This window comes from Maricaulis sp., from assembly GCF_034670125.1.
Lineage (GTDB): Bacteria > Pseudomonadota > Alphaproteobacteria > Caulobacterales > Maricaulaceae > Maricaulis.
Genome location: NZ_JAXMOC010000004.1, coordinates 103,473 through 116,262, shown reverse-complemented (window position 1 = coordinate 116,262; position 12,790 = coordinate 103,473). Strand labels below are relative to the sequence as shown.

Here is a 12,790-nt window from a genome sequence, read left to right as displayed (position 1 = left end):
CCGTTTGCAGGATACCGGTGGATTGAGTAGCCTCGTGCACACATGCCTTCCAACGTGCATGATCGAAGGGGACATCAGATGATTTCTGCACGATCCGTTCTCGCGACGATGAGCCTGAGCCTGACCTGCATCGCCCCTGTCTTGTCGCAGACGCCCACATCGCCGCCCGACGCCTGTGTCGGCGCACCTTGGGACGCCTTCGACTTCTGGGTCGGTGAGTGGAATGTCTATGCTCCGGCCAACGGCGACACGCCCGGCCCCTATCTCGGCCACAATCGGATTGAGCGCATCAATGGTGGCTGCCTGATCACCGAACACTGGGTCGGCGCCAGCGGCAATGCCGGCGACAGTATCAATGTCCACGACCCGCTGATCGGGGCCTGGCGCCAGGTCTGGATGAGCAATGGCTGGTATATCGACTATACCGGCGGCCTCGACGAGGCCGGCGCCATGGTGCTGACCGGGGAAGCCTATACCGTCCCGACCCAGACCCGCGCCCCCTTGCGCGGCACCTGGACTCCGAATGAAGACGGTACCGTCACCCAACAGTTTGACCAGGGCGATGCCGAAGGAAACTGGCAGACGGTGTTTGTCGGCGTCTATGTGCCGAAAGACGACGATCCGCGGGCGGATGAGGCAGCAGAGGCGCGGGGGGAGTAGGCGGCGCCACACCCAACAAGGGCGAGGACCAATGCCGAAGCTTGTCATCCCCGCCGGATGTCCGGCGCACGCCGGACGCAGGGCGGGGACCTAACTCTTTGCGATCACATAGGTCCCTGACTTGCGCCCCGCGTTCGCGGGGCGTCCATCAGGGATGACAAACGACGATAGGTGAGCCCGAAAGCTCGCACCCTTTAATTCCCGAAGCGGTAGCCCAAGCGGATGCCGGCATTGTCGAGCGCCTGGTTGCGACCGGAGGCCAGGATCTGGCCGTGGGAGATGTGCTCGTAATAGGCGCCGACCGACCAGCGCTCATTGAGGTCGTAATCAAGACCGATGGCGTTGTGGAAGAGGATCTCATTGCCCATCAGCGAGCGGGTGGTGGCCAGACGGATACGGGTCGGGTCGCCGGGAGGCGAGTTGGGGTCGATGTCCTCGACGCCGTCATTATAGGTCAGGCCGGTACGGAATTCGAAGTTGAGATTTTCGGCAAGCCGGAAATCCCAAGCGAGGCCCGTACCGCCGAAGTTGGTCAGGCTGTTCGTGTTGAACGAGCCATAGAGGTAGGGGCGCGGCGATCCGATCGGATCGAGAAAGTCGGGCGACGCAAACAACAGGTCGAGGGTCACGTTCGGGCCATCTTCGACGTGGTCGGCCAGGTCGTGGGCGGTCACGCCGAGGCGGAATTCCATGCCGCGATCATCGGCAAGGCCCGCGCCGGTGAGGAGGGCAAAGGCGGCGGTCGTCGTCAGGATGGTTTTCATGATGTCCCCTCGGGCCGCCGTTGCGACCGGTCTGTTGGCTGTTGCAAACGGGATAAAGCGTGTCTCAGCCCGCGTCCAGCGCTTCGCGATAGGCCCAGTCGAGCCACGGGCCGAGTGCGGCCAAATCGTCACGCTCGACGGTCGGCCCGCACCAGATGCGGATTCCCGGCACAGAGGCCCGGTGCATGGTGATATCGAGCGCCGCATTCTCGCGCTCGAGCAGCGAGGAAATGCGCTTGGTCAGATCCCATTGTGCGTCCTCACCCGCGGCGATTACGGATGGATCCGTGTATTTCAGCGTCACCGAGACCGGTGAGCGGTGAGCCGGGTTTTCGCACAGATACTCGACCCAATCGGCACCTGCGACCCAGGCGTCCAGCGCCTCGAAATTCTCTTCACGACGACGGATCAAGGCGGGCAGACCGCCGATGCGGGACGCCCATTTCAAGGCCGCCAGATAGTCCTCGACCGCCATCAGTGACGGCGTGTTCAGGGTCGAACCTTCATAGACCGCCATATTGGCCTTGCCCTTGGCGTGAAGCTGCAACAGCCCGGGGATCGGCCAGTCGGGGCGGTAGTTGTCGAGGCGCTCGATGGCACGCGGGCTCATCACAAGCATGCCGTGCTGGGCCTCGCCGCCCATGCATTTCTGCCAGGAGAAGGTGAGCACATCGATCTTCGACCAGTCAATCTCGACCGCGAAAGCGGCGGAGGTCGCGTCGCACAGGGTCAGGCCCTCACGGTCGGCGTCGATCCACTCGAAATCCGGAATCCAGACACCGGCCGCGGTCCCGTTGAGCGTGAAGATCGCATCGCGCTTGGGGTCATACTGGCTAATATCGGGCAGCGTGCCGGCCGGCTCCTGGAAGACCCGCAAATCCTTCAGCTTCAACTCGTCCCGGGCGTCCAGCGTCCAGCGATTGCCGAAAACGTCCCAGGAAAACACGTCAGCGCCGCGCTGGCCCAGCAGTGACCACATCGCCGCTTCCATCGCGCCTGTGTCCGACCCGGGCAACATGGCCACCCGATAACCCTCGGGCAGCTCGAGCAGGGCATGGGTCCGCTCGATCGCTTCCTTGATCCGCGCCACCGGCGCTCCTGCCCGATGAGTGCGCGACAGCGGCGCATCGGCGAGGGCGTCCCAGGACCAGCCCGGATATTTCTTGACCGGACCGCAGGAAAAGCGCGGATCGGCAGGACGAAGGACCGGCTTGGGATTGTCGGTACGGGTCGCGGTTTGCGTGGGGGTATCGGCCAATTCGGTCTCCGGAGAATCGCAGTGGGTCGGACGGTTCATGTTGCAGTGCACGTTGACGCCCTCCCCGGCGCGGGGCAAGAGCTTTCGCCATGATTTCAACGCCCCTGATTGCGCCGCAACGCGACCGCTTCGATCTGCCGCGCGAGACCTGCTATCTCAACGCTGCCTATATGGGCCCGATGCCGACATCGGCTGTCGCCGCCGGTCAGGACAGCTATGCCCGCAAGGGGCAGCCCTGGCGGTATCAAGTCCAGGCAGACTTCTTCGACGCCCCGGAGGACCTGCGAGTGCAGGCGGCACGCCTGTTCGGCGCCAGCGTCGATGACATCTCCCTGGTCCCCGCCGCCTCCTATGGCCTCGCCACCGCAGCCCGCAATCTGGCGCCCGATGCCAACAGCGAAATCCTGGTGCTGGCCGAGCAATTCCCGTCCAATGTCTATGTCTGGCGCGACTTGGCGGCCGAACAGGGCGCACGCGTCCGTACAGTGTCGCGGTCAGACAATCAGAGCTGGACCGAGGCCATGTTGGCCGCGATCTCGCCCGCCACATCCATCGTCGCCTGCCCGCAGGTGCACTGGGCCGATGGCGGTGCGCTGGACCTTGCCGCTATCAGCGACGCGGCCCGGCGGCAAGGCGCGGCGCTGGTGCTGGATCTGACCCAATCGCTGGGCGTGATGCCCTTCGACCTCGCCGCCATCCAGCCCGATTTCGCCGTCGCCGCCAGCTATAAATGGCTGCTCGGCCCCTATGCGATGGGCTTTCTCTATGTCGCGCCGCATCACCAGTCGGGTGAGCCGCTGGAGCAGAACTGGATCGTGCGCGACAAGGCCGAGGATTTTGCCCGCCTGGTCGACTATGCCGACGACCATGCCCCCGGTGCTCGCCGTTTCGACATGGGGGAACGCTCGAACTTCCAGCTCGTCCCCGCCGCTTCGGCCAGCCTGTCAGCCATGCTCGACTGGGGCAGCGAGGCGCTGGCCGCCACGCTCGGTCAGGCCAATCGCCAGCTCGCCGACCGGCTGGCACCGCTGGGCCTGCGCGAAACGACACCGGACCGGGCGCCGCACTATCTCAGCCTGTCGCTGCCGGACAGCGCTCCGGCCGACCTGCCCGCACAGCTCGCCGCCCAAAACATATTTGTCTCCCAGCGCGGCGACCGGATGCGCATCACACCCCATGTCTATAATGATGAGGCAGACTTCCAGCGGTTCGCATCGGTACTGGAAACCTTGCTTTGACATCCACTCCCACGCCTCACACGGTCGGCCCGCGCGACTGGGCTGCCCTGCTCCTGCTGACCGTGCTTTGGGGTTCCGCCTTCGCCTTCATCAAGCACAGCGTCGAAACCCTGCCGCCGGGCGCGCTGATCTTTGTCCGCCTCAGTCTCGCCGCTCTTGCCCTGACTGTCTGGGCCCACATGCGCGGGCGCCGTCTGCCGCCGCTGAACGACCGGCGCTGGCTGTGGATGGCCGGGCTGGGCCTGTTCGGCAATGCGCTGCCCTTCTTCCTGGTCAGCTGGGCGCAGCTATACATCGACAGCGCGCTGGCCGGCATTCTGGTGGCGACCATGCCGCTCGTCACGGTCGGCCTTGCCCATGCCTTCGTGCCCGGCGAGCGTATGACGCTGCGAGCCCTGCTCGGCCTGATTGTCGGCTTTGCCGGTGTCATCCTCTTGCTCGGCCCCTCCGCTCTGGCGGCTCTGGGCGGCGCCGACACGCTGGCGCAACTGGCGGTGATCGGCGCGGCGACCTGTTACGCCATCAACGCCATCCAGGCCCGCCTGCTGCCCGACACCCCGCCCTCGGTCTCCGCCGCCGGCATGTTGATCATGGCGACGATCTTCGCGGCACCGCTGGGCGTCTGGGACCTAATGCAGGTTGACGATGTCGCCCCGAGCGCCTGGTTCGCCGCAGCCTGGTTGGCGCTGGGTCCGACCGCGTTCGCATCGGTAATCCTGATGCAGGTGGCGCGCACGGCCGGGCCGAATTTCCTGGCGATTGCCAACTATCTGACGCCGATCGCCGCCCTGGTCACCGGCCTCGTCATCGGCGAGCTGGTCGGTTGGACCGCGGTCCTCGCACTGGTCGTCATCCTGGCCGGCGTCTGGCTGGCACGCGGCGGCAAACGGACCCGGCAACCCAAGGTGTAAAGCTGGCCTTGCAGATCGACGGACTTCTCGGAAATATTGCAACAAGTCGCTGGTCTGGCGGTTGGTGTGGGGGGAGTTTTCGATGAAACATGTCTTGTGGACCCTGGCGGTCGGCCTTGCCTTGACCTGCTGTCCGGCGGCGCATGCCGACGACGCCGTCGATCCGATGGACCTGGTGCGTGCCCTCGATTCGGCCTGGCAGGCCTCCGACTGGACCGAGGCCCAGAGCGCCGGCGAAACCCTGCTGGCCCATGACCGCGTGTCCTTTATGCCCGAGGGCTATCGCGCCGGCCTGCATTTTCAGGTCGGGTTAGCCTATGCGGCGACCGGCGACCACGCGCAGAGCGAGGCGCACTGGGCACAGGCGGAGGCCCTGGGCACGCCGCGCGAGGAGATTCTGAGTGAGGCCCTGCCGATCGCGGTCCGCCGCGAGGACGGTGCCCGGGCTCTGGCGATCTACCGCGCCTTGGATGCTGATTTTCCCGACGCCCGTAACGCCCTGTCGTCGGGGCAATTGAACGACATTATCGACAGTCTGCACGGGGCCGGTGACCACGCGGCCGAAGGCGAGGCGCTTGAACTGATGGTCGCCGGCTATACCTCCGACAATCCGTTCGACCATGGCGGTGCCCTGCATTACCGGCGCATCCGTCACCTCACACAGGCGGGTGAGATCGATGCGGCCATGGCCTTGCTGCCGGAAATGACCAGCGCCAGCGGAGCTCGCCGTCTGCGGGTCCTCAATCAGTTCGCGCCGCTGTGGCAGCAGCCGGAGTTTTCCGCTCTCACTGATCCACGCGCCGAGACACTGGACCTGCTGGCACGCAGTGTCGCCGACAGCGAGGCCCATCCCGACCATATCGAGCCGATCACCGACCAGATGAGCTATCTGGTCGATCTCGGCCGCCATGCCGCCGCCAGCGAGCTGGCCGCCGCCGCCTGGCGCCGCATGCAGTCCGGCGACACCTTCGAGGACGCGGGCGACTACACCAGCTGGCTCCTCGATCGTTGGGGTCATGCCGAGCTGACACTGGGCCGGATCGCCTTCGGGCGTGCCACCCTGGAAACCGCGAGCCGTCGCGTCGAAGAGGGCGGTGCCAATGTCAGCCAGCTGATCAATCTGGCCTATGTCGATCTGGCCATCGGCGATGACCAGGCCGTACTGGACCGCCTGTCATTGATGGAGAATCGCGGCGCGTCGGAATATGGCTGGCTGCAGGTTCACCTGGCCCGCGCCTGTGCCGCCCATCGTCTCGGCGAACCGGACAAGCTGGCACCATCACTGGCGTTTTCCGAGGACCATAGGGCGCTTGATCGGGACGGGTATTTCGACCTGCTCCTGTGCCAGGACCGCGACGAGGATGCCGCCGCTTTCCTGTTGGAAAGGCTGGGTGATCCGGCCCAGGCCGAGGACGTTCTGATGCGTCTACAGCCCTATGACACCCAGTATCCATCCGAGTATTTTCCGGCTGAGACAGCCTTGCGCGAGGCTCGCGACCGGATCATCGCCCGCCCGGATGTCCAGGCCGCGATCGCACGGATCGGCCGCCTGGAACATATCCGCATGCACGACTAGGGACGCGTCACCCAGGCATGATTGACCGGGCCATGACCGGCTCCGAAGCCGGGCGCTCGGGCGATGGCTTCATGCAGATAGTCACCGGCCCGGCGCACGGCATCATGCAGCGGCGCACCATCGGCCAGCAGGCCGGCGATGGCCGAGGCCAGCGTGCAGCCGGTCCCATGCGTATTGCGGCCGGGCAGACGCGGCCGGTCGAACAATTCCATGCCGCGCGTTGAGACCAGCACATCGGTCACCGCCTGCCCCTTCAGATGCCCGCCTTTGACCAACGCCGCCTTCGCGCCCATTTCGATCAGGCGGTTGGCCGCTTCGAGCTGACCGGCAATGTCCTCGACTACCAGACCGGTGAGTTTTTCCGCTTCGGGGATATTGGGAGTGACCAGGCTTGCCAGTGGCAGCAAGCGGTCGCGAATCGCGGCCTCGGCCCCGGCATCAACCAGCGCATCGCCGGAGGTCGCCACCATCACCGGGTCGACCACCAGCGGGATCGGCACATCACAAGCCTGGAGACACTCGACCACCAGCGCGACGACCTCGCTCGTGCCCAGCATACCGGTCTTGATCACATCCGCGCCGATATCCGACAGGACGGCTTCGATTTGCCCCCTGATGATGTCCAGCGGCACCGGATGAACGGCGCTGACTCCGAGCGTATTTTGAACGGTGACAGCTGTGATCGCGGTGGCGGCATATCCGCCCATGGCCGTGACCGACTTGATGTCGGCCTGGATGCCCGCGCCGCCGCCACTGTCCGAGCCGGCAATGATGAGCACCCGGCCCTTCGGTTCGCTGTCGTCCATTGTGTTGAAATCCCGTGCGCCGAGCCTGGTCCTATGGCTCGCGCAATGCTCTCAGGCGAGAGCGTGCACGGGCCGCTTCCGCATCGGATATGGCATGCGACGCGGCCTGGTCAAACAGATCACGTGCGGCAGCGGTATCCCCCTCGGCCACCCGGATTTCGGCCAGGGCTACCGCTGCACGGTAATTCTCCGGTTCGAAAGCCAGCATCTGCTCGTAGATCGAGGCCGCCGGCGCCAGATGCCCTGCCGCTCCCAGGCAGGCGGCCTGGGCGTGCAGCATCTCGTCATCCCAAGGGCTGGCGGCAACAGCCTGGGCCTGCTCGACACAAACCCCCGGCGGCGCCACGGACCCGCCGGTGGCGACTTGCTGGGCTGCCGGACTGGCGGCGAACAGATCGGTCGGGCCCGGCGTGGGCGAGACCGCCGGGGCGCCGGTGGCGCCCGCAGCGTCTGAGGCGGAATGGTCAACGACCATGGTCGCATCTGGCGCGCCGGCGGCATGGGCCTCGGTCACATGACGTCGTGCAGGCGCCGCATCCGATCCCTCCGATCCAGCTGAGCCGGCCGGTGAAGCACCTGCCGCGTAGACCGAGTCCGGAACATGCACCGCCGGCGGGGCGGTAACCGTCATGCTGACCAGCACCCCGCCACGGCGCAGCTCCGCCTGTGCGCCCTGCCAGCCACGACTGGCAAACAACCGGACAATTGCGCCCTCACCCGCCGGTTCGACGTTGACGGCTGCGACCAGGTCATCTGAGGCCGGACTGATCGTGCGGGTCCGGACGGTGACACCGTCAATGGTGATGATGAGGCCACTCTCGGTAACTTCGCCTGTAACCCCGGTTGGCTGCCCGTCAAAGGCAATCCAGATCTGCCCGGCATCGCCATCAAGGCGGGCCCGCAAATCGGTAATCTCGGCCGCCGCCGGCGCGGTCAGGACAAGGCTGCTCAACAGGGTCAGGATGATCGCACGCATGCGCGAGCCTTGCTCTGCTTCGCGTAAAGACGCGGTAAACGGACCGGATCAGCCGACGCCGGAGTCGAGTGACGCGATGTCACCGGTATCACAGGCGTCAAATCCGAATGCGCCGATCAGGCTGTGGTCGGTGTCGCGGACAACCTCATACACATAACACCCCTCACCGAATCCCGGCAGGGCTCCGCGAACGAAAATCGGATCCCCCTCGCCATACATGCCATCGGCAGCATCCAGTGGTCGGACCGAATTGATCGCGTCCCCGCCTTCGCGCGTCGCGCATTCCCAGGTGCGGGCATCAATGTCGACGAGGCGTACACCTGTCTCGCCGCCGCTCATCGTGTAGGCGTAGGAAACGTGTTGGGCCCGGTCACGAAACTCGGCCAGGCACATGTCAATCACCGGCAGATAGGTCATCAGGTAGTTCGACCAGCGATCCAGATCTCCGCCGGCTTCGCGGCCACAGGCGCTCGCGGGCTGGCCGGCGACCATCAACCGGGCCGAATAGATCAGCGTGGCCCCACCCGGCTCACGGCAGGGACCGGCGTGCAGCTCGACCGCGACGGGGCGTCCGTCGGAGTCGCTTCCGTGAAAACGTCGAACCCCACCCTCCAGATAGGGCATGGCGATATCCAGATCGGCGGTGACCGCGTGTCCATCGTCGAAGGCCATGGTCAGACGGGCGCGGGCATCGCCTTCGTCGTCGACATAGGCCAGACGGCCGGTCCATCCGTCATCACTCACCAGCTCATAGCCGGCACCTGTCACGGGCGCCCGGCCGGATGGCGCGTAGTTGAACGCAGCCGTCGCCAGACTGCCGCCATTGCGACTGTCCGTGACCGTTGTTGTGGCGCATGCCGCCAGGCTGCTGCCGACCAATGCCAGAAGTAAAGTGCGTAAAACCATGTGCCCCGTCGCCCCCTCAATGCGCAATCCCGCATCGTTGCTGCTCGCAAAGTCAACAACGCGTGCCTTTGAATAGCCTAACACATGAACAAAAGCTGAGTGACAGAATTTGGCCCGCCCGTTCAGCGTCCAACGCCACCGGATAGCTCAGATCCGGTCGGGAAACTGTCCGGCGACGAAATCAACGAACAGCCTGACCCGGTGCGCGAGATAGCGATTGGACGGGAACACCGCCCACAGATAGCGCAATTCGCTATCCCATTCGGGCAGGATCTCCACGACCCGGCCATCGGCCAGCGCCTGTTCGGCAGCCCAGCGCGGAGAACAGGCGACGCCGATGCCGGCCGAAGCTGCCGTCACCGCAGCCACCGCACCGTTCAGTGACAGTCGGCCACCGACGCGGACCTCGACCTCCTCACTGTCGCGCACGAATTTGAGCAAATGCGGCGTTGGTTTGTTGCGGTCGATAATGACCTGGTGCCGGGCAAGCTCGGACGGGTGCTCCGGCGTTCCGGCGCGGGCCAGATATTCCGGCGAAGCCACAACCGACATGCATGCCGCGGCGAGGCGTTTGGCGATCAGCGCACTGTCGGGCAGATTGCCGATCCGGATGCCGACATCGAACCCCTCATTGACAAGATCGACCATACGGTCGGCCAGCGACAGGCGGACTTCCACACCCGGCCAGTCATTCATGAATTGGGTGATGATGGGCATCAGTCGACGGGCGCCGAAATCGACGGGCGCCGCCACCCGCAACACGCCAGCCGGAGCCGACCTCGCATCTGCGACGCCCTGCTCGAGACCATCATACTCGTCCAGCCAGGGACGGACCCGGTCGAGCAAGGCCTCGCCCGCATCGGTCAGACGTACCGACCGCGTCGTCCGCTCGAACAGGCGCGCCTGAAGACGTTGTTCCAGCGCGGTGATCTGTTTGGACGCTGCGCCGGGCGTCATCGCCTCCCGCTCGGCCGCCTTGGTAAAGCTGCCCAGTTCGGCCACCGAACAGAAAAGCCGCAGCGCGTCGATCCGATCCATTTATTCCCCGAAAGCAACTGAAACCCGTCAAGGCTCGTATTTATACCAATTTGGCGGAAATTGACACGCACGGCATTGGCAAGGAGCGAACACTCAGTCCGACGCCCGGTCGGCCAGCCACGCCGCGACGCGCGGCCATTCGAGCATCTCCGCAACCGCCGCGAAATCGGGCGTTCCTGCCGGAGCAATATCAGGATCCGCCCCCGCTTCAAGGAGCGCCAGGACGGCGTCCTGGTGCCCTTCGAACGCGGACCAGTAGAGAGCGGTCGCTCCGCTGACACCTTGCCGGTCCAGATCGGCCCCGGTGGCCGCAATCCGGCTCACAATGCCGGCATCCCCGCCAATCGCCGCGAGGTGAACCACGGTCAGCGACATGCCATTCTCGGACGCGACATGATCGACATCCGCCCCCGCCTCGATCAGCAGGTCGACCACCTCGCCGCGCCGGTCGCGGGCCGCTTCAAACAGGGCTGTGAATCCGATCGCATCGACGGCATCCACATCGGCTCCGGCCTCGATCAGTGCGGCCGCGCTGTCCGCCCGTCCAGCCCGGGCCGCGGCGTGCAGAAGCGGCCGACCGGCCCAATCCGTCGCTGTCGACAGATCCCGCAGCTGACCGATTTCGGTCATCACCCCGACATCTCCGGTCATGACGGCCGTCTCGAGCAGAATGTCGAGCGGGTCACGCACGGGCCGCGACGCATCGGCCTCCAGTGCCAGTGCCAGGGTCGCCTGGTGGCCACGCCGGATCGCGATCTCCGACACCGTGCCATGACCGACCTGGAGGGGGGTGGCGCCGGCAGAAAGCAGTTCGGCAACGACGGCCGAGTGGCCGTAATAGGCCGCCCAGTTAATGGCCGGGTCGCCCATGGTGTCCCGGACCTCAATATCGGCACCGGCGGCGATCAGGGCGCGCGTCAGCGCGGGGTCGGGATTGGACGCTGCCAGCATGAGGGCGGTGGCCTGCAACCCGCCCTCGGCGCGGGCATCGGGATCAGCGCCCGCCTCAAGCGCGTCTGTCAGCGCCTGTACATCGCCATCGGCAAGGGCCGAGCTGACCGATGTCGGAATTTGGGCGTTGGCCGGTGCGGTAACGGCCAGTGCCGCGGCCAGCCAGATGATGATGGGTCGCATGTTGTCCTCCCTGTTCCCGGCCTGCACGGTAGACCGGCCGGCCACCGGTCGCGCTCAACAATGTCGTGATCAGTCCGCGAGGGCGATCTTGTAATTGCGCCGCTGGAGACGGGATGGCAGAACGAAATCCACCAATTTTGCTGCACCGATATTGCGCAGCATTGCATCGACCGCCGCGCGGTCTTCGCCGCTCAGACTGTCGCGGTAGTCGGTGACCCTTTGCAACATCCACAGGCTATAGGGAATAACCGCGCGGTCGGTCGTGACCCGGGTGTCTCCATGGCCGATCAATACCTTGTGGAAGCCCAGTATACGGGGAATTTCGACGCCCGGCGGCTGGTCCCCGGACCAGGTCGTCAGCGCTCGTGCGGTGTCGAACAGCACTGGCAATTGCTGCGCAGCAAAGCGCTGCAGCAATCGGGTCACGCCGACCGGGATTTCGTCGCCCGGCAGGAAGTTTCCGGTCAGACAATGCTGCGGGGCATGACAGCGCTCTGCCCAGCGCGCGACACGCGGCGCCAGCCGGCGCATCATCTCGCCCGACTTCGGATCGCGCAGCAAATGCGCGTAGAGCGGACCAAGCAATCCGTAGTCGGCGATCGACGGACGGGAGCCAAACAAATGGTCGTGCTCGCCCAGATGAGCATCAAAAACCGCGAGAAAATCCTCATAGGCTGCCTCGACGGCAGCGACACTGTCCGGGTTCACGCCCAGACCACCGACGGTACCGGAAAAGAATCGGACCGCCTTGTCCGCCGCTTGGAACTGCTCGGCACGGCTCAAATGCGGATGGCTTGTGGCGCCGAACTCCTGTTGGGCGAAATCGCGATTATAGGCCCAGCGGTAATGCATCGCCGGGATGACCAGCCACTCATCGCCGAACATCTCCAGGATCAGCGCCGCCAGACGCTGGCACGGTGTGTCCGGATAGACTGACGGGCCCGGCTCGCTCGCCTCGACATGATCGATAATGTCGGTGGTGTCCTGCAATGTCTTGCCGTGCGGCGATCCGTCGTCGTGGATGACCACCGGAATGACCGGCCAGCCCACCCGGGGCAGGATGTCGGCCTTGTAGACTTCGCGCGTCGACAATCGCTCGGTGAACGGGACGTTCTTCCAGCGCAGATAGCCGCGAACCTTGCCCGAGTAGAGGGATACCGGCGTGCCGATCAATGTGTAGGTCATGCGCGCTCCTCGAACAGTGTCCGGCGGAGCCTATCCTGCTTTTGGCGGGCAGCCAGCCCGCATGCCTGCATGCAGGCCCTTCAGATTGTGCGGGGGCGACGCCGTGCCCTATCGGCGGGCGATGAAGAGGTCACGCCCCTTGGTGATGACACCGGCTTCATGGCGGGCCACCACACGGTCAACACTGTCAGACGCCGTATCGACAGCACGCCAGGCCGACCAGCCCATGACCCCGGTCATGAGCACGGCGACCGCCCAGCACACCAATGCCATTGCACGAGCATGATCCGACCAAGCGGTCAGGGGCCAGCGAAGGGGAATTCGCGAAAACATCGCAT

The 12,790-nt window shown here is 65.3% G+C and carries 13 protein-coding genes; 4 read left to right on the top strand and 9 right to left on the bottom strand.

What is annotated here, in order from left to right; translation table 11 throughout:
- Positions 1-78 precede the first annotated feature (78 nt).
- A complete protein-coding gene (locus VOI18_RS09195) occupies positions 79-660 on the top strand; it encodes a hypothetical protein (protein ID WP_323762106.1) in 582 nt (193 codons plus the stop codon).
- Between the two features lie 194 nt (positions 661-854).
- On the opposite strand, the gene VOI18_RS09190 is transcribed toward VOI18_RS09195, so the two are convergent.
- Together VOI18_RS09190 and VOI18_RS09185 are read right to left on the bottom strand one after the other, a co-directional pair.
- Entirely contained in the window at positions 855-1,424 is a 570-nt protein-coding gene (locus VOI18_RS09190; RefSeq protein ID WP_323762105.1) for an acyloxyacyl hydrolase, read from the bottom strand.
- A 64-nt stretch (positions 1,425-1,488) separates the two neighbouring features.
- Positions 1,489-2,682, bottom strand: coding sequence for a phosphoserine transaminase (locus tag VOI18_RS09185; protein ID WP_323762104.1), 1,194 nt, complete (start codon positions 2,680-2,682; stop codon positions 1,489-1,491).
- 89 nt (positions 2,683-2,771) lie between these two features.
- Here VOI18_RS09185 and VOI18_RS09180 point away from each other — a divergent pair, with 89 nt between their 5' ends.
- The 3 genes from VOI18_RS09180 to VOI18_RS09170 all read left to right on the top strand — a co-directional run bounded on the left by VOI18_RS09180 (position 2,772) and on the right by VOI18_RS09170 (position 6,407).
- Positions 2,772-3,920, top strand: a complete 1,149-nt coding sequence (locus VOI18_RS09180) for an aminotransferase class V-fold PLP-dependent enzyme (RefSeq protein WP_323762103.1) — start codon at positions 2,772-2,774, stop codon at positions 3,918-3,920.
- Positions 3,917-4,831, top strand: a complete 915-nt coding sequence (locus tag VOI18_RS09175) for a DMT family transporter (protein ID WP_323762102.1) — start codon at positions 3,917-3,919, stop codon at positions 4,829-4,831. The genes VOI18_RS09180 and VOI18_RS09175 overlap by 4 nt, the downstream gene beginning before the upstream one ends.
- 82 nt (positions 4,832-4,913) lie before the next feature.
- A complete protein-coding gene (locus VOI18_RS09170) occupies positions 4,914-6,407 on the top strand; it encodes a hypothetical protein (protein ID WP_323762101.1) in 1,494 nt (497 codons plus the stop codon).
- Here VOI18_RS09170 and thiD read toward each other — a convergent pair.
- The 7 genes from thiD to VOI18_RS09135 all read right to left on the bottom strand — a co-directional run bounded on the left by thiD (position 6,404) and on the right by VOI18_RS09135 (position 12,698).
- Entirely contained in the window at positions 6,404-7,213 is an 810-nt protein-coding gene (gene thiD / locus VOI18_RS09165; RefSeq protein ID WP_323762100.1) for a bifunctional hydroxymethylpyrimidine kinase/phosphomethylpyrimidine kinase, read from the bottom strand. The two genes, VOI18_RS09170 and thiD, sit on opposite strands and share 4 nt — an antisense overlap.
- Positions 7,214-7,244: 31 nt before the next feature.
- Positions 7,245-8,189 carry a tetratricopeptide repeat protein gene (locus tag VOI18_RS09160; RefSeq protein WP_323762099.1) on the bottom strand — a complete coding sequence of 315 codons (945 nt, stop codon included), beginning with the start codon at positions 8,187-8,189 and terminating at the stop codon, positions 7,245-7,247.
- 48 nt (positions 8,190-8,237) lie between these two features.
- Positions 8,238-9,095, bottom strand: coding sequence for a hypothetical protein (locus VOI18_RS09155; RefSeq protein WP_323762098.1), 858 nt, complete (start codon positions 9,093-9,095; stop codon positions 8,238-8,240).
- Positions 9,096-9,242: 147 nt separating this feature from the next.
- Complete coding sequence (locus tag VOI18_RS09150; RefSeq protein WP_323762097.1) at positions 9,243-10,133, bottom strand: LysR family transcriptional regulator; 891 nt, start codon at positions 10,131-10,133, stop codon at positions 9,243-9,245.
- Positions 10,134-10,226: 93 nt separating this feature from the next.
- Complete coding sequence (locus VOI18_RS09145; protein ID WP_323762096.1) at positions 10,227-11,267, bottom strand: ankyrin repeat domain-containing protein; 1,041 nt, start codon at positions 11,265-11,267, stop codon at positions 10,227-10,229.
- A gap of 69 nt (positions 11,268-11,336) precedes the next feature.
- Positions 11,337-12,452, bottom strand: coding sequence for a glutathione S-transferase (locus VOI18_RS09140; RefSeq protein WP_323762095.1), 1,116 nt, complete (start codon positions 12,450-12,452; stop codon positions 11,337-11,339).
- Positions 12,453-12,560: 108 nt separating this feature from the next.
- Complete coding sequence (locus tag VOI18_RS09135) at positions 12,561-12,698, bottom strand: hypothetical protein (protein WP_323762094.1); 138 nt, start codon at positions 12,696-12,698, stop codon at positions 12,561-12,563.
- Positions 12,699-12,790: the final 92 nt, after the last annotated feature.

Excerpts from the sequence above, each read along its gene's own strand:
- VOI18_RS09150 (WP_323762097.1), bottom strand. The coding sequence starts at position 10,133 with ATGGATCGGATCGACGCGCTGCGGCTTTTCTGTTCGGTGGCCGAACTG.
- thiD (WP_323762100.1), bottom strand. The coding sequence starts at position 7,213 with ATGGACGACAGCGAACCGAAGGGCCGGGTGCTCATCATTGCCGGCTCG.
- VOI18_RS09160 (WP_323762099.1), bottom strand. The coding sequence starts at position 8,189 with ATGCGTGCGATCATCCTGACCCTGTTGAGCAGCCTTGTCCTGACCGCG.
- VOI18_RS09145 (WP_323762096.1), bottom strand. The coding sequence starts at position 11,267 with ATGCGACCCATCATCATCTGGCTGGCCGCGGCACTGGCCGTTACCGCA.
- VOI18_RS09190 (WP_323762105.1), bottom strand. The coding sequence starts at position 1,424 with ATGAAAACCATCCTGACGACGACCGCCGCCTTTGCCCTCCTCACCGGC.
- VOI18_RS09155 (WP_323762098.1), bottom strand. The coding sequence starts at position 9,095 with ATGGTTTTACGCACTTTACTTCTGGCATTGGTCGGCAGCAGCCTGGCG.
- VOI18_RS09170 (WP_323762101.1), top strand. The coding sequence starts at position 4,914 with ATGAAACATGTCTTGTGGACCCTGGCGGTCGGCCTTGCCTTGACCTGC.
- VOI18_RS09180 (WP_323762103.1), top strand. The coding sequence starts at position 2,772 with ATGATTTCAACGCCCCTGATTGCGCCGCAACGCGACCGCTTCGATCTG.
- VOI18_RS09140 (WP_323762095.1), bottom strand. The coding sequence starts at position 12,452 with ATGACCTACACATTGATCGGCACGCCGGTATCCCTCTACTCGGGCAAG.
- VOI18_RS09195 (WP_323762106.1), top strand. The coding sequence starts at position 79 with ATGATTTCTGCACGATCCGTTCTCGCGACGATGAGCCTGAGCCTGACC.